The sequence below is a fragment of the Campylobacter sp. JMF_14 EL1 genome, from assembly GCF_027737585.1.
GTDB lineage: Bacteria > Campylobacterota > Campylobacteria > Campylobacterales > Campylobacteraceae > Campylobacter_B.
Genome location: NZ_JAOVTW010000001.1, coordinates 391,223 through 411,673 on the forward strand (window position 1 = coordinate 391,223; position 20,451 = coordinate 411,673).

Genomic DNA, 20,451 nt, shown 5'->3' on the forward strand with positions numbered 1-20,451 from the left:
GCAAATTTATTAAAATTCAAAATTTGGCGAAATTTTAAATTTCGCCAAATTTTATTAACTTTCCAATCCGCTTTTGCACGCTTCTAGCGAACCGCTTTTAAAGCCTTTGTAAAACCACTCTTTTCTTTGTGCACCACTTCCGTGCGTGAAAGAATCCGGCACCACATACCCACGCGCCTTTTTTTGCAAGGTATCATCGCCTATCATCGTAGCGGCATTTAGCGCCTCTTCCAAGTCGCCATCTTCTAAAATTTTGTATTGATGATGTCCCCAAATACCCGCCAAACAATCGGCTTGAAGCTCCACTCTAACCTGAATCGCGTTTGCCCCAGCTTCGTTTGTTCTAGCCTTTAATTTATCGGCGTTAGATAAAATTCCTAGCAAGTTTTGCACATGGTGTCCCACTTCGTGCGCGATGACATAGCCTTGCGCGAAATCGCCCGCTGCGTGGTGTTTTTTCGCCAAATCAGAGAAAAAATCCGTATCCAAATAAATCCTAGTATCAGCCGGGCAGTAAAACGGCCCAACTTGCGAGCTAGCATACCCACACCCGCTTCTTGTCGCGCCGTGGAATAAAAGCAGTCTTGGTTCAGAGTATTTCGCGCCGTATTTCGCAAAAATCGCGCCCCAAACATCTTCGGTTTGGCGCAAAACGGTAGAGACGAAATCCTTGGCTTCCTGCGCTGCTTCGTTGTTTTCGAATTTACTAGCCGCTGCTCCACCGCCAACAGAGGTGAAATTTAGCAAATTTAGCGGATTATAACCCATAAACGCCGCTACCACGCCAAGGGCTAGGACGATTCTGCCAAATTTCGTTTTTACCAAAAATTTCACCACAGGAATCAAAAGTGCGAGATTTACTCCGCCTCCGCCACCACCGCTACTAGCTCTCATATCGTCGATATTTGAGCTTTTATTTCCGCCACGCCATTTCATTTTTTATCCTTCAAATTTGAATTTCTGAAATTTTATCACAAATTTTATTTCTAGCAAAATTTGCGCCCACTCTAATCATCGAGTTTGAGCTTAGGGTGCCAATACATCGACTTTGAGACCTTGCGAAATTTCACGCTCGCATTTAGGTCGTTTGAGGTCGTAAAGCTAAGCACGAGATTATCTTTTTGCGTTTTTGGCGCGCTGATTTTGTAGCGATTAGACCACGCGATTTTAAAAACCTCTTTGCTAGCTAGTTCACTCTCATCGGCGATTAGCTCCACGCTGACATTTTCGTCGCTTCCATTTACGCGCACATTTTTAATCTCGATCTCTTTTGGATACGAGGTTAGCAAGAAAAACTCATCTTCTCTTTCGTTGCGAATCTCAGGCATTGTGGGGTTTAGATATGTCGCCACGCCCAGGTATCTATCGCCCTCTTTGACGCTTTCGAATTTTTGCGTATATGCCATAAACTCGTTTTTGACCGGGTCGTGAGGGACTTTTTCTTTGTTAGCGCACGAGCAAATTCCTAGCGCAAATGCGCCTAAAATCAGAGTGCGCGCAAATTTTGAAATAGTTAAATTTTGCATTTTTCTTCCTTTAAATTTTGGCGTATATTATCAAATTTTGCTTTTTAAAAGGCTAAATTTGATACAATCAAGGTTTTTTAAGGGAGAGAGATGAAAAGACTAGCCATTGCGTTTTCAGGTCCGTCAAACACCGGCAAAACAACGCTAATTTGCAAGGTAGCGCAAATTTTTATCGAGCAAAATTTAAAGGTCGCTATCGTCAAACACGACCCCAAAGACAAGGCCAAATTTGACACCGAGGGCAAGGACAGCGCGAAATTTAGCGCAGTTGGTGCAGATGTGGCGGTCGTAAGCCCTACGCACACGACATATTTTTTGAAACAAATGCGAAATTTAGACGAGATTATCGCTGGATTTGGTGATTTTGATATTTTGATTGTGGAGGGTCTAAAAACACTGCCCCTGCCACGAATCAGCCTATTTAGGGACAAAATCGACGAGGCGTATTTGCCATTTTCGCAAGCCATTGCGACAAATTTGCCAAAGGCGCAAATGGATAAAGCTTGCCCCGTAAATTTCGACATAAACGACGCACAAAGTATCGCAAAATGGATACTTGATAATGCTAAAAAAGTTTAAAAAGGAGAGAGTATGCAAGAAATCGTAAAAACAATAGAAAAAATCGCCGTTTTAATCAGCGAAGAGCTAAAATACGCTGATTTCGGCTACGCTAGCACGCAAAATTCCACCGGCGACACACAGCTTAAACTCGATGTGCTAAGCGATATGATAATCGAGCGCGAATTTCGCGGCGTAGAGTGCGTAAAGGCGCTAATTAGCGAAGAAAAAGAGGAAATGCTAAGCATTAATGAAAATGGCAAATTTATAGTAGCTTACGATCCACTCGACGGATCTAGCCTAGTAGATGTAAATTTCGCCGTGGGCTCGATTTTTGCGATTTATGAGGGCGAAATTTCACCAAGCTCATTGCGCGGAGCAGTATATAGCGTGTATGGCCCTAGAATCGAGCTTTGCGTATGTTTAGGCGACACTCCGAAGCTATACAGGCTTGGCAGGGACGGCAAATTTGCCTTCGCAAAAGAGTTAGTTTTAAACGAAAAAGGCAAACTAAACGCCACGGGAGCGACGCAAAAAGGTTGGAGCGATACGCACAGAGTGCTCGTAAGAGCGCTATTTGACGAGGGTTATCGCCTCAGATACTCAGGTGCCATGGTCAGCGACCTGCACCAAATTTTGCTAAAAGGTGGCGGGCTATTTAGCTACCCAGCCACGAGCGATCACCCAGCAGGCAAGCTTCGCATGGCGTTTGAAGTGTTGCCGTTTGCCTATATCTACGAGCGTGCTGGCGGTGCTACTAGCGACGGAAAAAACAATTCGCTTTTAGAGCTTGAAATTTCAAAAATTCACCAAACCACTCCGTGTTTTTTCGGCTCAAAATATGAAATTGCTAAAATGCACGAAATTTATCAAAGCGAAAAATAATGTCAGAAAATAACCAAGAACGCGATATTTTCGAGCAAATTTTAGACAAAAATTTAGCCATTTTGCAAGATTGCCAAGCGCAAAATGGCTTGCAAAGTTGTAGCCAGTGTGAAAAAATCCTAGACTGTCAAACGCGCGATAAGTATGTCAAAGCCGTGTTTGAGAGCATGTCCAAAGGTAGCACTGGCGATTTTGAATTTTAAATTTTAATTTCACACTAAAAATTTAAAGGAAATTGATGAACGCCTTTATAAACGGCATTTTAATGGGCTTTGGCGTGAGTGTGCCAATCGGTCCGATTAATGTTTTGATTATGTCTTACGCGCTGCAAAGCTACACAAAAGCCCTTTGTTTGGGGCTTGGCGCAATGAGTGCGGATATGGCTTATCTAGCACTTAGCGCATTTGGGATTTCGCAACTTGCTAAAATTCCGCTTGTATTTGCGATTATTTCGGTGTTTGGGGCGTGTTTTTTGCTATACATTGCGTATGGAATTTACAAAAGCGCGCGCAACACACCTGAAATCAAAAGCGTCGAGCTTGGCACGCACGCCAAAATTTACTCAAAAGGCTTTTTTCTAAATTTGCTAAATCCTTATGTGATTATGTTTTGGCTCAGTGTCTCCGCTAGCGTAAGTAGCGAAAATTTCGCTCTCTCGCTACTGGGGCTTTTTGTAGCGATTTTATCGTGGATTACACTTTTTCCGCTTGTGATCTATAAAAACAGAGCGCGCCTGCCAGATAGCGTGGCTAGGGCGTTTGCTTACATTTCTACGGCGATTTTGGTGTTTTATGCTGCAAAACTTCTTTGGGGAGTGGTGAAAAATTTAATCGCTTAAATTTAAGCGATTAAATTTTGAAGCGATTATCTATCTGTCTTTAAAATATCGACCAAAACGCCGTCAAATTCGTCTTGTTTATACATTTTTATCTCTTTGACGACGCTAGCGTTATCGTCTGTAATGACGCGGTTATTTACCAAAGTATCCTCGATGAGTTTGAAAACAAAGGCGTGGTTGCTGATATCTGCCATTTGGCTTTTAAAGCCCATAGATAGACACACAGGGCCCTCTATGCGCACGCCACGCAAATCTTTGGCGACATACAAATTCGCGATTGTGCGAACCATTTTTTTCGCCATTTGCGCGTGTTCAGATGAGTTTATGACATCATTTAATCCGAAATTTTCCATTAAAAGCGGAATTTTTACCCTAGCTAGGATTCCTAATTTTTCGTCACTGCAACTTTTGCGCAAAAACGAAATTCTCACCTTGCACGGGATTTTTGTGTTTTTCTTGCGCACGGCCACTGGCGTGAAATACTGTGCGCTTTTGCTCTGCGACTTAGCGGCAGCTGTTTTCGAGCCCTCGTAAATTTCTTGCAAGGTTTTATTTTTAGACGCTAGGTTAAATTTCGGCTTGCTTTTGACCGATTTTTTTGTAGCACTTTGCAAATCCTGCTCCATGCTAGCCTCGCCAGTGATCCCAGCACTCGCGGCTGGTTTGGCTCCCTCGCGCAAAATAGATAAGAAATTTGCCTTGATTTTTTCGATTTGTTCTGGGCTTAGGCTCATTTTGTCATTGAGGCTCTCTACGCCAAATTGTCTTGGGAGGAAATTTATGATTTTTTTATCTCGCCCTACTATGCGCACGCGCCCTTTTACCGAGTCTTTGAGCGTATATTCGCTACCTTCGATTAACTCTTTTATCAACTCTTTTGGGGTTAATTTTTTGTTTTCACTCATTTTCAAACACCACTTTATTAAATTTATTTATAAAATCCAAAGGATTCACACTCACACCATTTATAGCGATCCCAAAGTGCAAATGTGGCCCACTCACGCGCCCGCTAGCACCGCTTAGCCCTAGCTTATCGCCACCGCCTATTTTATCACCTACTTTTACCAAAATTTTACTTAAATGATAATACTGCGAATACATGCCAGCACCATGGTCTATCACCACAGAACCACCAGCATAATATCTGTCCTTTGCTATCACGACCACGCCCTCGCCCACGCTATGCACATCTGTGCCCATAGCAGCGCGATAATCCGTGCCCGAGTGGTAGCTTTTCAGCTCGCCATTAAAGGTGCGCGCATTGCCAAATGCGGATGTAATTTTAGCATTTGAAGGTAATAAAAAAGGTTTTTGTAATAAAATTTTTGGCGTAGTTTTAGCGTAAATTTTGTTTGCTTCGGCTAGTTCGCGCTCTATGCGAGCTTTGGCCTCTTTTGGCGGTTTTACCTTAGACGGAGCGACAGAAAATGCCTCGCTTTTGTAATCGCCTTTGATTAAATTTATAATCTCGGTTGTGGTTTTGCCATCTTGGGTGATTTTGAGTTTGATATCGTTTTTGGCTCTGTAATTTGCAGCGATGATTGCAATTTTTTCATCACTACTCAGTGAATTTACAAGGGGAATTTTTTTACCATTTGCTAAAATTTCACTCGTGTTTTTGTTAAATTTCAAAACAATTGCTTCACCATTTACTATCGATAAAGCAAAAATTTTAACCGCGCATAATGCTAAAATCGCCAAAATTTTCATTATTTTCCCAAAAATTTGTTATTTTTCATCAATTTTTTGTTAAAAATTAGCTAAAAAAAATGAAATTGCTGTTATAATAACTAAATTTCTATTTTAAAAGGATTAAACATATGAAAAAATTTTTATTAATTGCTTCATTTGTAGTTTCTAGTTTTTTGCACGCTGATGTCGTAGCAAATCAAGAAGTCATCGCAGCGACTAATGTTATGAGATCATTTGGCGCATCTAGCGGTTTCCATGTAGATCAAAAATATCTACAAGGCGCAAAAGCAGTAGCAATCCTAACAGATGTCAAACGCCTAGCAGCTGGCGCTTCTATCCAATACGGCGATGGAATTTTTAGCGTAAAAAATGCTGATGGCACATGGAGTGCTCCGATTTTCATCAAATACAAAGGCTTTGGCGTAGGTATCCAAGCAGGATACGAGACAAGCGATGTTGTGCTACTTTTCCACACAACTAAATCTTACCAAGATGTATTCACAGGCGCTGATACACTAGAAGTAAGCGCTGGTGCAGCATTTGGCGGACACGGTGCGAAAGCTGGTCGCGCTACTGATTTACCTGATATTTCAGCATGGATTGCAACCCCAGGCGAGCAAACAGGTTTGTATGCTGGCGTAACAATCGATAGTGGTCGTATCACAATCGATGATCAACTAACAAACGATTATTATGAGAGAATTTACGCTTACGAGGATATTTTAAACGATTCTCCACGCAATACAGAACACACTAAAAACCTAAAAAATGTTCTTTATAAATACCTAACAATGGGCAATGTCCGCTCAGCTAAAAATGTAGGCGCAAATTATGAGTTTGCAAAAATTGAGAAAAAATACGCTGATGGCAAACCAATCGTTTCTGACCGCCCTTACAAAAAAGGCGCAAAAGCAAGCAAAACTCAAACAAAAAAATAATTTCTCAAATTTAGGCTCTCGCTAAGGGAGCCTAAAATTCATTAAATTTATCTATGAAATTTCACGCTAAACAACAAATCGTTTAAATTTAATCAAATTTTCGAAAATTCTGCCAAATTTAACCTATTTTTTATATATATATGAATAAAATACGAGTTCGTGTCTCGTTAGCTCAGTTGGTAGAGCATCTGACTCTTAATCAGAGGGCCGCAGGTTCGAAGCCTGCACGGGACACCACCAAATTTTCCTTTGAGCTTTATTTCGTTTCCGATAAAATACAAAAATTTCAATTTTATAGTTGTAATCGTTTTTTGGGTCAGTATTTTGGTAAATACAAAATTTAAAACATAATGAAAATTCCATAAATTTTGGATTTTGCACATAAAATAAATATCGCAAAAGCAAAAATCAAACAAAAATTTAAAAAGGCAGGCAATGAATAGAATTTTTATCACAGGCGATACACACGGCGGCTGGCGCGGGTTTAGCGGCGAAATGGCGCGATTTAAGAAATTCGAAAAATTCGAAAGTGCGCTTTGCAAAGATGATTTTTTAATCATCGCTGGGGATTTTGGCTTTGTTTGGAATATGTTTCAAAGCGACGCACGCGAAGAACAGTGGCTAAAATACTTCAATGAGCGTAAATTTACCACGCTTTTCATCGACGGCAACCATGAAAATTTCGACCGATTAAACGCCTATGAAATCAGCGAATTTGCTGGCGGCAAAGTGCATAAAATTTCGCAAAGCGTGTATCATTTAATGAGGGGGCAAGTCTATGAGATCGCAGGGCGCAAAATTTTCACCATGGGTGGCGCGCTTAGTATCGATAGAGATATGCGAGAGCTTGGGGTCTCGTGGTGGGAGGGCGAAATGATAAGCCAGGCCGATATCTGCGAAGCGAACGCAAACCTCGCAAAACACGGCTTTAATGTCGATATCATCATCACGCACACCTGCCCCAGATTTGTCATACCGCGCGTGATAAAACTATCAATGGCGGCGAAAATTGATGATGTAAATTCGAAAATTTTGCAGGATTTTTACGACAAAACCCAGTTCAAAAAGTGGTATTTTGGGCATTTTCACGAGGATTTTAAAATTGATGATAAATTTCGGGTGATTTATCAAGAAATCGAAGAAATTCGGCTTTAAATTTAAAAAAAACTTAAATTAATAAAATTTTGTAATTTTTTTATGTTCTAGCACCTTTTTGCGATAAATTATATCTTTTTTTTTTTTAAGAATTTTTATTATTTCGCTTAAATTTTTAAGTAACTTTTTATTTAATAAATTTTAAAATCCATTTACATTTTTTTAAAGGAGAGGAAAATGAAAGTTAAGTTTTTATTACTTAGTTCAGTAGTTGTTGCTAGCTCAGTATTCGCAGCTGACGATTTGGCAAAACTTGCAAAAGATAGTGGCCTACAAGCACTACCTAAAACTGCTGCTGAAATCGCAAAACTAGCAGAGAGTGCAGCACCAGATGCAAAAGATTTCCCAACAACTGACAAAAGAGTTGAACTTGGTAAAAAATTATATTTTGACCCAAGAATTTCAAGAAGTGGAATAATCAGCTGTAATACCTGCCACAACCTAGCAATCGGCGGAACTGACGGCGTTCCAGCTTCAACAGGTCACAAATGGACTCCAAACCCACACCATATCAATGCGCCTACAACACTAAACTCAGTGTTCAACTCAGCGCAATTCTGGGATGGTCGTGCAGCTCACCTAGCTGAGCAAGCAGCAGGTCCAGCAACAGCTGCTCCTGAAATGGCTGCAACTCCTGAGAGCGTAGAAAAACTACTTAACTCAATCCCTGGCTATGTTAAAGAATTCCAAGATGCTTATGGCAAAGATACAAAAATCACTTTCGATCTATTCGCTACAACAGTGGGAATTTTCGAAAGAACACTTGTAACTCCATCAAGATATGATGAGTTCTTAAACGGCGACTCAAAAGCCCTAACTGACGCCGAAAAAGAGGGTCTAAAAACATTTATCGATAAAGGTTGTGTATCTTGCCACAATGGAATCAACCTAGGCGGCACAATGCAACCGTTCGAAGTAGCAGGCAAATACGAATTCGCTAATGTTGGCGATTTCAAAGGCGATGCTAACGGTATGGTTAAAGCACCAGTTCTAAGAAATATCGTAGATACTGCACCATATTTCCACAATGGCGCAATCTGGTCACTAAAAGACGCTGTTAAAGCAATGGGTAGCGTTCAATTAGGTATCGAAATCAGCGATGATGAAGCAAACAAGATCGTTACTTTCTTCAACGCTCTAAGCGGAAAACTACCTGATGCAGCTCTAAAATACCCAGTATTGCCAGCTAGAACAGATGCTACTCCAAAACCAGAGTTAGATTACTAAGGTTTTATAAATTCTCGTCGGACACACAAAGCTTGCCAAATTTGGCAAGCTTTTTTTATACCCGAATTTTCCCACTAAATTTTATGATTAAATTTTACTTGCTAAATTTTATGGCGAAATTTCACTCGCTCTCGTAAATCATCTGGGTGCCATTAAACTCGGCAAATGCGCGCGGAAATAGATACTCGCCACGAAAAAACGGCGCGTCAATATAGGTGTAAGCGGGGGCAAAATTTGGATAAATTTTAAAAATTTCATGCTCGATTAGCGTGGTGCAATATAAATTTGGCTCAGTCGATTTTGCCAAAACAAACTCCTCGCCCACGCGCAAATTTAGCGAATTTATCAAATCTCGCTTCTCTTGTGCGCTTAAAAAATTTATCCTTGCTACGCCAAATTTACGCGCACGAGATACAAACTCATCTAGCGAGCTTATCACGACGCTGTTTTGAGCGTATCGCTTGTCGCTGATCGCGTGCAGGATTCGCGTCGGCGCAGTATCTATCACTACCCCCACATGCGAATACTTCCACTCGCTCATTTGCGCGATTAGCGCGCTATCAAACTCATCGCCTAGGCGAAAAACCAGATCGCCGGGCGCTAAATTTGGCAAATTTATTAAATTTTGCAAATTTAGGGTTTGAAATTTTAAGCTTTTGTCTTGGAAAAATTGCGGTAAATTTTGGCGGATTTGCGGGATTTGCACCGCCAAAAAAAGCGCAAATCCCAAAAAAATAAAAAGCGAAATTTTAAATTTCATAAACTATCGCCATACTACCTTCCAATCGCCTTGATGATTTTTGCGCACCCTGGCGTCAAGTTCTTCGGTAGTGCCGTCGCCAAAGGTGATTTTGACCTTCATTCTGCCAGCGTCTTTGCCGATATTTTTATCGGTGATCTCGATTGTTTTGCACCCTCCGCGCCTCATAGCGTCTCTTGTGGTGGTGCCTGACATCGAGTCTAGCTTGCTCTCTACCTTGCGCTTTGTAGCCTCGTCTTTCATTTGGCTTTCGCTTAGATACACTAGGCTCGCGCCTTTTTCAATATCTCCTTTGCACCCTATCAAATCGACATAGCTTTTTACCACTTCCTCAGGACCTTCGCCACAACCCACAAAAACTAACATTATAATCGCTGAAAATAACCTTTTCATCACTACTCCTTAAAATTTAGAAAATATTCACCTTCCACTCGCCTTTGTGATTTTTGCGCACTTTCATCATATCATCTATCGTTTTGCCATCTTTAAAAACTATCCGCACTTTCACCGTGCCGACATCCTCGCCGAGATTTTTATCTATGATTTCAATCGATTTTAGACCGTTATGTTTTTTGGCTACTTGCATAGCCTCATCTACCAACATACCCACTTTGCCCTCTAATGCAGGCTTGACACTTTCATCTTGCATATCTTCTTTGCTAAGATAAATAAGGCTTGCGGCTGTTTTTGTATCGCCAGCATACCCTGCTTCCAAAAAGCCCTTTACCGTATCATCGACACTACCGCCACCACAACCAATTAGAAAAAACATAGCAAAAAACGCTAAAATTAACCTTTTCATTTTTACCCCTTTATTAAAATTTAAAAACTAATCTCTTTGATATCAGCCACACGCAAAAACGCATTGTAAATTTGACCGATATTTGCGATACGATTTGCTTTGATTTTCGCATCATCTGCATTTATCATAACATTGTCGAAAAACTGGTCAATTTCGCCTTTTAAGGCAAAAAGCGAATTTAAATACGCCTTATAATCGCCCTCGAATTTCACCTTGCCAAACGCTTCATTTAGCGCCTTTTCAGCTTCATTTTCAAATAGCCCCTCATCGACTGCGCCGATTTTTTCATCTTTTATGATATTTGCTAGGCGTTTAAAAGTGGCAAAATTCTCCTTAAATTCGGCACTTGCGCTAATCTCATCAAGCGCATTAATTGCTCTACCTAATTTTACGATATCGTTGCTACCGCTATTTATGCAAGCTTTGATAATCGACGGATTTACCTCATAAATCGCATAAAGGCGGTCTTTGATAAAGTCAGTTAATTTATCTTGGTCAAATTTTGCATAATTTGGTGCGATTGCCTCCGCTAACGCCTTAATATCGAGGTTTAAGCCTATATTTTGAGCGATTTTTATCACACCAGCGGCCGCGCGGCGCAGTGCGTAAGGGTCTTTATTTCCGCTTGGAATTTTATTTATGCTAAATAGACCTGCTAAGCTTTCAAATTTCGTAGCAACCCCCACGAGTGACGAAAACACGCCCACAGGAAGCTCGCTGTCCTCGGAATTTGGCAGGTATTGCTCATAAATCGCGCGCGAGATTAGCTTGTCTTTGCCCGCATGCGCGGCGTAGTAGCTTCCCATAATGCCTTGCAACTCGCTAAATTCGCCCACCATAGTGCTAACCAAATCCGCCTTGCTAAGCATTATCGCCTCTTCTAGCGCGTCAGTGTAATCCCCACCAAACTCAGCTCTTAGCTCTTTATCCCAAAATTTAGCAATCTCTTTTGCGACAGAGATTTCACGGACTTGCTTATCATAAATCGAGCCAAGCCCGCTTAGATACGAAACGCTTTTTAGTTTTTCTGGATTTAGCCCTGATTTTAGATCGCTTTGCCAAAAAAACATCGCATCGCTTAATCTTGCGCGCAAAACTTTCTCATTTCCACGCACGATTAGGCTGTTATCATCGGTGATTGCGTTGCTTGCGACGACGAAATGATTGCTTAACTTGCCATTTTTGAAAACTGGGAAATAGCGTTGATTTTCCTTCATCGAAGTGATGATTACCTCTTTTGGCACCGCCAAAAACTCAGCCTCGAAACTGCCAAGTAGCGCGGTTGGGTGCTCGGTAATGGCGACAACCTCGCTTAGCAAATCCTCATCGATTTCGATTGTAACGCCATTTGCGCTCTCGATTTCTTTAAATTCGGCTAGGATTTTTTCTTTGCGTTTTTGTGCGCTTAAAATCACGCCGTGTTTTTCCAAAAGCGAGAAATATTCCTCTGCGCTAGTAAATTTCACCTTTTCATAGCCAAAGCTTCTGTGCGGGAAAAACGCTAGCTCGCTTTTTACGCCGTAAATTTCAAACTCCACGCTATCATTTCCTAGCAAGCAAGCCACACTTCGAAGTGGGCGGATAAACTCGAATTTGCCCTCGCCCCAGCGCATAGCTCTACCGAAATTTAAACTACCCAAAAACTCCTCAATCATCGCACCTAGCACGCTTTTGCTAGGCTCGCCTTTTTGCACACTTTCGAAATATAAAACCTCTTTGCCGTCAATTTCTTTGAATTTCAATTCACTCTCGCTAATTCCACATTTGCTAGCAAAGCTTAGCGCAGCCTTGCTCCATGCGCCGTCTTTTAGGGCAACTGATTTTGGTGCGCCAGTTTGGACAATGAGGCTGTCGCTTTGTGTGCTAGCGAAATTTTCGTGGCAGATGACAAATCTGCGAGGGGTAAATTCGAAGCTAAATTCGCTTTGCAATCGGTATTTTTCCAAAACCGCACTCCATTTTGGCGCAATGTTTTTGTATTCCTTCAAAAACGGGATTGCTGGGAGTTCTTCAACTCCAATTTCAATAAGTAATTTCATTTTTTTCTTCCTTTTCTTGATTTCGTTTATTATTTTTTTCTATCATTTGTTTGTTAAACCCGATGACCAAAAACGCCATAAACAGCACAAATGCGGTCATCATAAGCGTGTGTATCATTGAACTATAAACTCCTTTTGCTCATCATAAATCGTAAAATACGCATTGTTAAATTTTGCATTTTTTTGATTTTTGATTTTGCCTTTTTTGGAATAAATTTTATATTTTCGCCCATTTACCACGATTTGCCCGTCCGTCACATCGCCCCAGATTTGCGCTACGACATCGCCCGGAGAGATGGTGTGGTAGTTAATCTCTTTTAGCGTGTATTTTTCGATACTGCCGATATTTCCGTGGTTTTTGAGGATTTTTGCCTCGCTAAGTTCGAATTTCTTCCTATAAATTTTGGCTTTTTGCACGGCAAGATCTAGCCTATCGCCCACGCTAACGCCACTTAGCCCATACACAAACACGCCCTTGCTACCTTGTGAAATCGCACTTCCGTGCTTGTCAGTGTAGGTTACGACTGCGTTTTTTAGGATAAATGGGGCAGAATTTACATCGCCGTAAATTTCAGAAATTTGCGCCTCTTTTAACTCTAAATTTGGGTTTTGCACGGCTAAGCTTTTAGGTTTGTTTGGCGAAATTTTTTCACTGCTTAAAACAAAGCTAAGCGCGATATGATCAGAGCTTTGTGCCACGCTTTCGGCCTTAAACGAGCCTTTTTTATAGCCAAATTTTGCCTTGCCAAAAAAATCATCGCTAAGTAAAATATGATCTAGCAAAGCCCCGCTATCATGGGATTTGCACACGATTAGTTTATTTGCGAAGCAGACATTATCGCTCCACAAATCGACAAATTTGCCCTCGCTTAAAATTTCGTTTAAAAGCGAATTTTTGCCAATGCCGGTGTTAAAATCGCCCAAAATCACGCTATTTTTTTTGTTTTTTATGACACTTGCTAAAAAATCAAAACTCTTTTTTCTATCCCCGATAGGATTGCGTGCAGAAAGCATGTGCAGGGCATAGACGCTAAATCTCGCCCCCTCAAACTCGAAATCCGCTCTTAAAATATCACGAGTTTTGACGCTACTCATACGATAATACTCGCTCGAAATTATCGGGATTTTTGATAGCACCGCCACGCCAGCTGGGGCTGATTTGGGGTTTGAAAATTTATAAAATTTATACTGCGTTTTGTTAGCAAGAGCCTTTAAAACGCCTTCGTTTTCAATCTCTTGAAGTGCGATTATATCGGCGTTTATCTCTAAAATTTCGCTCGCAATTTTATTTAATTTTTCTTTATATTTTGTCTTGTTCCATTTGCCTGATTCTAGGCGGAAATCCTCGTATTCGTTGCCGTTGTTTTCGCCGTCAAAGAGATTTTCGACATTGTAAGTGGCGATTTTCAGCTCTGCGCCAAAGAGTGCGAGTGCGACGAAAAGAAGGGCTAAAATTCGCAAATCTCGCTCCTAAAATCAAATTCACCCAAATTTTGGCGAATCGCCTCGTATGTGATAATGCCCACGCTCGTGGCCAAATTTAGACTTCGCCCAAGCGCAGTCATGGGAATTGTTATACAATTTTCACGATTTATTCTCATTATATCAAGTGGCAAACCATGACCTTCTGCGCCAAAAAATATAAAATCGCCCTCCCTAAATTTTGCCTCGTAATACAGCTTGTTTGTCTTGGTCGTAGCGAAGAAAAATCGCTCTTTGTGCGCCTCGTTTGCCGCGTAAAATTCGTCCCAGCTCTCCCAAACTCTCAAATCCAAATTCGCCCAGTAATCAAGGCCCGCTCTACGCAAATGCTTGTCATCGATAACAAAGCCAAGCGGTTTGATTAGGTGCAAACAACAGCCACAATTCACACACATGCGCCCAATCGAGCCTGTGTTTGTGTGGATTTCGGGATTTACTAAAACGATATTAAACATATACTCTCTTAAAATCAAAATTTAAACTGACAATTTTACTAAAATAAGGCTAAATTTACGCTTTTTTAAAGAATAATGACTATCTGTAAGGTTGCAGAGTATTTTTTTGAACTATATTTTTATCTGGGTAAAATATAATCTCGTGCTCATCACGACCATCTCGCCAAACCTGCCCCATATTATCGTTCAATGCCGAAATATGTAGATTTTCCGTCGAGCCCCAAACCAAAAATTCCTTGTTATTTAAATAAGTAAAATTTGGTGCAGCAAATTTTGTAGAAGCACCCGTCAAATTCGCTATTGAGTGGCATTTTGTTTCAGAAACTTTTTCATATCCTTTTTTTGAAATAAAATCTTCTGTAAAAGAATAATTATTTTCTAATTTTAGAAAATTTACATAGCAAACTTTACCATACGATGTTTTACTGCGATACAGCAACAATGATTTTGGGTTTTCTGTGCTAAATAATTTAGAAATTTCTGCACTGTTGTGCTTTTTTACTGACATAAAATCCCCATACGACAAACTTATTTTAGCATATACATAAAAAAATAAAAATAACAGCAAAATCAATCCTAAAAGAACAGCCCAACCAATAAACACAGCTTCAAAAAATTTCATCGTATGCTTAAAAAGCGTTTTTATCATCTAAAAATTTCCTTATCTCGTCTCTTTGTCGGCGGGCTATTTCAACTGCAATTTCTTTGCCCTTAAATCCGTCATTTATGACGGCTTCGCTTTTTACTTTTGAAATAAATTTTTGCTCATACACTCCAAGTGCTTTGGCGCGATTTATGCGAGTTTGGTTATACGCACCCAGCCACGAATTTATCGGCATTTGCAGTGAAATTTGCATTAGTTTTTCATTATCAATTTTTTTATAAAACGGCTCGTTTATAATGCGCTTAAAATGCGAATTTAGCTTTAAATTTTCTAAAATTTGCTTTTTGTCTAAGTTTAGCAAATTTAAAACAGCGTATAAAAAAAACGCCTCGTCGCTTACAAATTTCCGCCCATTATCGATAAAATTTGCGATTTTTGCGCACCGCTCCCGCGAAATTTGCACGCCAAAAATTTTCTCAAACAGCCCCAAATCGTGTAAAATTTTTAGCCCCAAACCCTGAAATTTAGCCCTAAAAAGCTTGATTAGCTCAGCGCAAATCCGCTCCACACTCAAATCAGAAGTATCGATTTGGCGCATTAATTCCAAACTTTTTGGCTCGATATCGAAGCCAAACCGCGCCGCAAACTGCACCCCACGATACACTCTTAGGCTATCTTCGACGAAGCTTTTTTCATCGACAACGCGCAAAATTCGAGCCTTTAAATCATTTAACCCGCCGTAAAAATCCAGCACCTCGCCACTAAAAATATTTATCATCATCGAATTTATCGTAAAATCCCTGCGCCTAGCACCGATTTTTTCGTCATTTGCAAGGGCGACTTCAAAGGCTTTGTGCCCCACTCCGACCTTGTTTTCGGTGCGAGGCAAAGCAATGTCAAAATTGTGAAATTTATAGACGAAAAACTGCTTTCCAGTCCCAAGTGCGCCAAGCTCGCCCATAATTTCGCTAAATTTTTGAGGATTTATATCATAAACTTCGATGTCGATGTCGCCACTTTCGCGCCCCAAGAAAAAATCGCGCACGAAACCGCCGACGAAATACACTCTTTTTGTATATTTTTTAAGAAGATCAAAAATAGCGATAAAATCGCTATTTTGATAGATTTTCAAGTCTGTTTTCGATACTCGCAAGTAAAAATTCCATAAATTTCAAATTCAGCTCGACCCTAGCCTCGATATCTGCGCTATCGAAGGAATTTAGCCCCTCAAAAAGCACCAATATCCGCTCCCTAACCGCGCTTAAAAACGCCACCTCATCGCTATTTGCGCTAGCTTTGCTTTTAGGAGCATTAAAATTCATCTCGCTAAAATTCAAGCTATCATCATCGCCCAAATTTTGCGCAATCTCGTCGCTGTTTAAATCAGCGCTCAATTCATCGTTTGAGTGCTCGATAAACTCAGCAAAACTCACCGTGCCGGCAGAATTTTGCAAATTTTGCGAATTTTGCACCTGTTTTTGCGCTTTGATTTCGCTTTTTACAGCGTTAATGATATCGTTAAATTCGTTCTCATAATCCATTTATTAGCCACCTTTTAAGCTCACGATTTTTATGCCCGCCAGGACTTAGGAAAATCTCGCTCATTTGCATATTTACACCACTTTTTATCCTGTGATTTAATCTCACTCTGGCAAATGCCACCCTAGCGTCGCTGTCGTTTGGATCTACGCGCAAGAGCGTGCGAGCAAGTGCCAAAGCACCGTAAAAATCGCCCTCACGCTCCATTTTTAGGATTTCTTCTATCGCTTCGCCCATTTTGCGCCCAGATTAAAATTTATGCGTATAATCGCTGATAATAGAGCCAATTTCGCTAGTAGAGCAAATCTCTTTGGCGTCAAATTTCGCTATATCTTTGGTGCGGTATCCGTCGCGCAAGACCGATTTCACGGCGTTTTCGATACACTGCGCCGCTTCGACCTCATTAAATGCGTATCGTAGCATCATCGCAGCACTCATTATGGTTGCGATCGGATTTGCGATTCCTTGACCTGCGATATCAGGCGCAGAGCCGTGAATCGGCTCGTAGATTCCTACCTTGCCACCGATACTTGCACTTGGCAAAAGTCCAATCGAGCCACAAATCATACTCGCCTCATCGCTTAAAATATCGCCGAATAAATTCTCGGTTAGTAGCACATCGAACTGCTTAGGATCGCGCACGAGTTGCATTGCAGCGTTATCGACATACATTTGCTCGACCGAAACTTCTGGGTATGATTTTGCCACCTCCGCGACTACTTCACGCCAAAGCTGGCTTGTTTCTAGCACATTTGCCTTATCGACTAGGGTGATTTTTTTGCCCCGTTTCATCGCTGCTTCAAAGGCGATTTTCGATACTCGCTCGATCTCTTCGTAGCTATAAACCATAGTGTTAAATGCGCTTTTTTCGTGTTTTTCGCGTGGTTGTCCGAAGTAAATTCCGCCCGTTAGCTCGCGCACGACCAAGATATCCACGCCTTTGACGGTCTCTGGTTTAAGAGTGGAAGCGTTGATTAATTCATCAAAAATGATTGCCGGGCGCAGGTTTGCAAACGCACCAAGCTCTTTTCTAAGTTTTAAAAGTCCGCTTTCAGGGCGCAAATGTCGCGCTAAATTGTCCCATTTAGCCCCGCCAATCGCTCCAAAAAGCACAGCGTCGCTTGCTTTGGCGGCATTTAGTGTCTCATCAGGGAGCGGAACGCCGAAAATATCGACAGCGCAACCGCCCATTAAATGGTAGTCGAAATTTAACTCAAAGCCAAATTTATGGCTCACACTATCTAAAACCTTAACCGCTTCTTCCACGATTTCAGGGCCGATTCCATCGCCTTTTATGACGCAAACATTATAAGTTTTCATAAATTTCCTTAATTATTTCATTTGAGATTTCGCATAATTTATCGCGCCACCTGCATTTAGCAGTTTTTGCATAAATGGTGGAATTGCGCCGAATTTATACTGCGTATTTTGGGTCAAATTTTGGATTATTCCCTTATCCAAATCGATTTTTAGCTCATCGCCTTCGTCAATTTCATCAGTTTGGTCGCACTCTAAAATCAAAAGCCCCATATTGAAGCTGTTGCGATAAAAAATCCTAGCGAAATTTTTCGCGATTACGCACGAAATACCTGCCGCTTTTAGCGCCATTGGAGCGTGCTCTCTACTGCTGCCACAACCAAAATTTTTACCAGCTACGATGATGTCGCCTTGCGAAATTTTGTTATAAAAATCCTTGTCAGCGTCCTCCATAATGTGCTTTGCAAGCACATCTGCATCAGATGTATTCAAATATCTAGCCGCGATGATGATGTCCGTGTCGATATTGTCTGCAAACTTCCATACTTTTGCCATAATTTTCACCTTTTCAGTTTTAAAATAAACTTTTAATTTTAGCAAAACTTAGATTAAATTTAAATCAATTTAGCCAAAAAACAGCGTATGAATTTTGCAAAATTTTAAAAATTCAGCCAAATTTTAAATTTTCAAATTTTGCCCTAAATTTGGGAATTTTTTATAAATTTAAGTTTTGCTTTATAAAATTTGGGTATAATTAAAGGTTATTTTTGCAGACAAGGAGATTTGATGGCAGTATCAGCAAAAGAACTTAACTCTACACTTGAACAATTTTTTGAGGAAAACCAAAAAAGCTACATAACCTTTGAAAGATTGATTAAATTTTTCGATATAGCTCCAAAGACAGCTGTCGTAAAAAAAATCGAAACTCTTATCAAAAAATACGATGTGGAGCTTATTTCGGCTGCTGAAATTTCAAAAATCCGAAATATCGAGGATGCAAAATTAAAAGAAGCTACCCAAAAAAGGCTACTTGACGAGGGCTGGGACGATGATTTTGATATCTCAAATGATGTCGAGCTTTTGGAGTGGTCGCGTTCTGATAGCCCAGTGCGTATGTATCTGCGCGAAATGGGACAAATCCCGCTTCTGACCAAAGACGGCGAAATAGAAATCAGCAAAAAAATCGAGCTTGGCGAGGATATCATCATCGATGCGTTTTGCTCTGTGCCATACCTAATCGACTTTATTTTGGATTACAAAGAGCCTTTAATCAACCGCGAACGCCGCGTAAAAGAGCTTTTCAAAAGCTTTGATGATAGCGACGAAGAGGGAGCTGAGGACGAGGAAATCGACGATGATTTTAGTGATGATGAGAGCGAGGGCGAAGACGAGGAAAAAGAGGTCAAAAAAGCCCCTAAGAAAAACGACAAACGCACTCTAAAAGTCATCGAAAGCTTCAAAGCCCTAGACAAAGCCAAAAAAGAGTGGATGAGATTTGCCGAAAAAAACGCCGAACAAATCAAAGATAGCAACGACACACTATCTAAGCTAAATTTGGCATTTAAAAAGAAAATTTTAAAAGAAAAACTTATGGATTTGGGTCCAACTAGCAAGCTAATTACCGAAATCGTAAAATCAATGGAAACAGCCCTTAAAAGCGACGCAGGGTTTGACAAAGAGCTAAAACGCCTAGAATACAAGCTTCCAATGTTTAGCCAAGAACTTCGTGAAAACCACGAAAAAATCCTAAAAGACATAACAAAACTAAGCAAAGAAGATATCATCGCCCGTGTGCCAGAAGCCACTATGGTATCGACTTATGTGGATATCAAAAAGCTATTTTTGACAAAAGAGGCAAGCAAAAAAAGCTTCAACTTAGAACCTGAGAGACTAAAAGAAATTTTAGAGCAAATCAAGCGTGGCAAACGCATAAGCGATAACGCAAAAGCGCGCATGGCAAAGTCAAATTTGCGCCTAGTTGTGAGTATCGCCAAACGCTACACAAACCGCGGATTGCCGTTTTTGGATCTAATCCAAGAGGGAAATATCGGACTTATGAAGGCTGTGGATAAATTCGAGTATCGCAGAGGATACAAATTTTCTACATACGCCACATGGTGGATACGCCAAGCCATATCGCGCGCAATCGCCGATCAAGCCCGCACAATCCGTATCCCAATCCACATGATTGAAACTATCAATCGCATAAACAAAATCACACGCAAATATATCCAAGAAGGCGGCAAAGAACCAGACATCAATGTCATAGCCGAGGAAGTGGGACTTAGCGTGGATAAGGTCAAGCAAGTCATCAAAATCACAAAAGAGCCAATCAGCCTAGAAGCGCCAATCGGCAACGAAGACGACGGTAAATTCGGCGATTTTGTCGAGGATAAAAACTCAATCTCGCCAATCGAGCAAATTCTAAAATCAGATTTAAAAGAGCAAATCGACGATATTTTAGAGCAGTTAAACGATCGCGAGCGCACGGTGATTCGCATGAGATTTGGGTTATTAGACGATGAGAGCGACCGCACCTTAGAGGAAATCGGCAAAGAGCTAAATATCACCAGAGAGCGCGTGCGCCAAATCGAAAGTTCTGCGATCAAAAAGCTAAAACACCCAAAAATCGGTCGCAAACTCAAAACCTACATTGAATCTTAAAATTTAAATTTCGCCCTTTCTGGGCGAAAT

General features: G+C 40.8%; 25 protein-coding genes and 1 tRNA gene. 9 read left to right on the forward strand and 17 right to left on the reverse strand.

From position 1 onward, the window contains the following. Positions 1-54: 54 nt before the first annotated feature. Both ypfJ and OFN73_RS01955 read right to left on the reverse strand, forming a co-directional pair. Entirely contained in the window at positions 55-936 is an 882-nt protein-coding gene (gene ypfJ, locus OFN73_RS01950; RefSeq protein WP_270861998.1) for a KPN_02809 family neutral zinc metallopeptidase, read from the reverse strand. A gap of 71 nt (positions 937-1,007) precedes the next feature. Next, positions 1,008-1,526, reverse strand: a complete 519-nt coding sequence (locus tag OFN73_RS01955; protein WP_270861999.1) for a hypothetical protein — start codon at positions 1,524-1,526, stop codon at positions 1,008-1,010. Between the two features lie 90 nt (positions 1,527-1,616). Here OFN73_RS01955 and mobB point away from each other — a divergent pair, with 90 nt between their 5' ends. From mobB to OFN73_RS01975, 4 genes are read left to right on the forward strand one after another with little or no spacing between them, the layout of a single operon-like run. Continuing rightward, positions 1,617-2,105, forward strand: coding sequence for a molybdopterin-guanine dinucleotide biosynthesis protein B (gene mobB / locus OFN73_RS01960; protein ID WP_270862000.1), 489 nt, complete (start codon positions 1,617-1,619; stop codon positions 2,103-2,105). 12 nt (positions 2,106-2,117) lie between these two features. Continuing rightward, positions 2,118-2,969, forward strand: a complete 852-nt coding sequence (locus OFN73_RS01965) for a class 1 fructose-bisphosphatase (RefSeq protein WP_270862001.1) — start codon at positions 2,118-2,120, stop codon at positions 2,967-2,969. Then, positions 2,969-3,172 (forward strand): hypothetical protein, encoded by a 204-nt coding sequence (locus tag OFN73_RS01970; protein ID WP_270858212.1) that lies wholly within the window; start codon positions 2,969-2,971, stop codon positions 3,170-3,172. Before OFN73_RS01965 ends, OFN73_RS01970 begins: the two co-directional genes overlap by 1 nt. Before the next feature lie 35 nt (positions 3,173-3,207). Continuing rightward, entirely contained in the window at positions 3,208-3,807 is a 600-nt protein-coding gene (locus tag OFN73_RS01975; RefSeq protein ID WP_270862002.1) for a LysE family translocator, read from the forward strand. A 26-nt stretch (positions 3,808-3,833) separates the two neighbouring features. On the opposite strand, the gene OFN73_RS01980 is transcribed toward OFN73_RS01975, so the two are convergent. After that, a complete protein-coding gene (locus OFN73_RS01980) occupies positions 3,834-4,712 on the reverse strand; it encodes a hypothetical protein (protein WP_270862003.1) in 879 nt (292 codons plus the stop codon). Further along, entirely contained in the window at positions 4,705-5,517 is an 813-nt protein-coding gene (locus OFN73_RS01985; protein ID WP_270862004.1) for a M23 family metallopeptidase, read from the reverse strand. Before OFN73_RS01985 ends, OFN73_RS01980 begins: the two co-directional genes overlap by 8 nt. Positions 5,518-5,627: 110 nt before the next feature. Here OFN73_RS01985 and OFN73_RS01990 point away from each other — a divergent pair, with 110 nt between their 5' ends. The 4 genes from OFN73_RS01990 to OFN73_RS02005 all read left to right on the forward strand — a co-directional run bounded on the left by OFN73_RS01990 (position 5,628) and on the right by OFN73_RS02005 (position 8,819). Further along, positions 5,628-6,437, forward strand: a complete 810-nt coding sequence (locus OFN73_RS01990; protein ID WP_270862005.1) for a lipid-binding SYLF domain-containing protein — start codon at positions 5,628-5,630, stop codon at positions 6,435-6,437. A gap of 161 nt (positions 6,438-6,598) precedes the next feature. Next, positions 6,599-6,674: transfer RNA gene (locus OFN73_RS01995), tRNA-Lys, on the forward strand. Positions 6,675-6,872: 198 nt separating this feature from the next. Further along, positions 6,873-7,592 (forward strand): metallophosphoesterase family protein, encoded by a 720-nt coding sequence (locus OFN73_RS02000; RefSeq protein ID WP_270862006.1) that lies wholly within the window; start codon positions 6,873-6,875, stop codon positions 7,590-7,592. A gap of 177 nt (positions 7,593-7,769) precedes the next feature. Further along, the gene (locus OFN73_RS02005) at positions 7,770-8,819 is read left to right on the forward strand and encodes a cytochrome-c peroxidase (RefSeq protein WP_270858218.1); all 1,050 of its coding nucleotides are present in this window, start codon (positions 7,770-7,772) and stop codon (positions 8,817-8,819) included. 121 nt (positions 8,820-8,940) lie between these two features. Here OFN73_RS02005 and OFN73_RS02010 read toward each other — a convergent pair whose 3' ends face one another. The 13 genes from OFN73_RS02010 to OFN73_RS02070 all read right to left on the reverse strand — a co-directional run bounded on the left by OFN73_RS02010 (position 8,941) and on the right by OFN73_RS02070 (position 18,312). Then, positions 8,941-9,579 carry a YiiX/YebB-like N1pC/P60 family cysteine hydrolase gene (locus OFN73_RS02010; RefSeq protein WP_270862007.1) on the reverse strand — a complete coding sequence of 213 codons (639 nt, stop codon included), beginning with the start codon at positions 9,577-9,579 and terminating at the stop codon, positions 8,941-8,943. Between the two features lie 3 nt (positions 9,580-9,582). Continuing rightward, a complete protein-coding gene (locus OFN73_RS02015; RefSeq protein ID WP_270862008.1) occupies positions 9,583-9,972 on the reverse strand; it encodes a DUF4878 domain-containing protein in 390 nt (129 codons plus the stop codon). A 16-nt stretch (positions 9,973-9,988) separates the two neighbouring features. Beyond that, positions 9,989-10,381 (reverse strand): DUF4878 domain-containing protein, encoded by a 393-nt coding sequence (locus OFN73_RS02020; RefSeq protein ID WP_270862009.1) that lies wholly within the window; start codon positions 10,379-10,381, stop codon positions 9,989-9,991. Between the two features lie 20 nt (positions 10,382-10,401). Continuing rightward, positions 10,402-12,420, reverse strand: coding sequence for a glycine--tRNA ligase subunit beta (glyS, locus tag OFN73_RS02025; protein ID WP_270862010.1), 2,019 nt, complete (start codon positions 12,418-12,420; stop codon positions 10,402-10,404). After that, the gene (locus OFN73_RS02030; protein ID WP_270862011.1) at positions 12,404-12,538 is read right to left on the reverse strand and encodes a hypothetical protein; all 135 of its coding nucleotides are present in this window, start codon (positions 12,536-12,538) and stop codon (positions 12,404-12,406) included. The genes glyS and OFN73_RS02030 overlap by 17 nt, the downstream gene beginning before the upstream one ends. Next, positions 12,535-13,881 carry an endonuclease/exonuclease/phosphatase family protein gene (locus OFN73_RS02035; protein WP_270862012.1) on the reverse strand — a complete coding sequence of 449 codons (1,347 nt, stop codon included), beginning with the start codon at positions 13,879-13,881 and terminating at the stop codon, positions 12,535-12,537. Before OFN73_RS02035 ends, OFN73_RS02030 begins: the two co-directional genes overlap by 4 nt. Next, complete coding sequence (locus tag OFN73_RS02040) at positions 13,869-14,357, reverse strand: tRNA (cytidine(34)-2'-O)-methyltransferase (RefSeq protein ID WP_270862013.1); 489 nt, start codon at positions 14,355-14,357, stop codon at positions 13,869-13,871. Before OFN73_RS02040 ends, OFN73_RS02035 begins: the two co-directional genes overlap by 13 nt. Positions 14,358-14,436: 79 nt before the next feature. Continuing rightward, complete coding sequence (locus OFN73_RS02045) at positions 14,437-15,006, reverse strand: hypothetical protein (RefSeq protein WP_270862014.1); 570 nt, start codon at positions 15,004-15,006, stop codon at positions 14,437-14,439. Further along, positions 14,987-16,093, reverse strand: coding sequence for a CCA tRNA nucleotidyltransferase (locus tag OFN73_RS02050; protein ID WP_270862015.1), 1,107 nt, complete (start codon positions 16,091-16,093; stop codon positions 14,987-14,989). Before OFN73_RS02050 ends, OFN73_RS02045 begins: the two co-directional genes overlap by 20 nt. Then, a complete protein-coding gene (locus OFN73_RS02055; protein WP_270862016.1) occupies positions 16,074-16,502 on the reverse strand; it encodes a CiaD-like domain-containing protein in 429 nt (142 codons plus the stop codon). The genes OFN73_RS02050 and OFN73_RS02055 overlap by 20 nt, the downstream gene beginning before the upstream one ends. Then, entirely contained in the window at positions 16,492-16,737 is a 246-nt protein-coding gene (locus OFN73_RS02060) for a hypothetical protein (RefSeq protein WP_270858229.1), read from the reverse strand. Before OFN73_RS02060 ends, OFN73_RS02055 begins: the two co-directional genes overlap by 11 nt. Before the next feature lie 12 nt (positions 16,738-16,749). Further along, positions 16,750-17,820, reverse strand: a complete 1,071-nt coding sequence (gene leuB, locus OFN73_RS02065; RefSeq protein WP_270862017.1) for a 3-isopropylmalate dehydrogenase — start codon at positions 17,818-17,820, stop codon at positions 16,750-16,752. A gap of 12 nt (positions 17,821-17,832) precedes the next feature. Further along, positions 17,833-18,312: a 3-isopropylmalate dehydratase small subunit gene (locus OFN73_RS02070; protein ID WP_270862018.1), complete on the reverse strand. Its 480-nt coding sequence runs from the start codon at positions 18,310-18,312 to the stop codon at positions 17,833-17,835. 231 nt (positions 18,313-18,543) lie between these two features. Here OFN73_RS02070 and rpoD point away from each other — a divergent pair, with 231 nt between their 5' ends. After that, on the forward strand, positions 18,544-20,421 hold the full coding sequence (rpoD, locus tag OFN73_RS02075) for an RNA polymerase sigma factor RpoD (RefSeq protein ID WP_270858232.1): 1,878 nt from the start codon (positions 18,544-18,546) through the stop codon (positions 20,419-20,421). Positions 20,422-20,451: the final 30 nt, after the last annotated feature.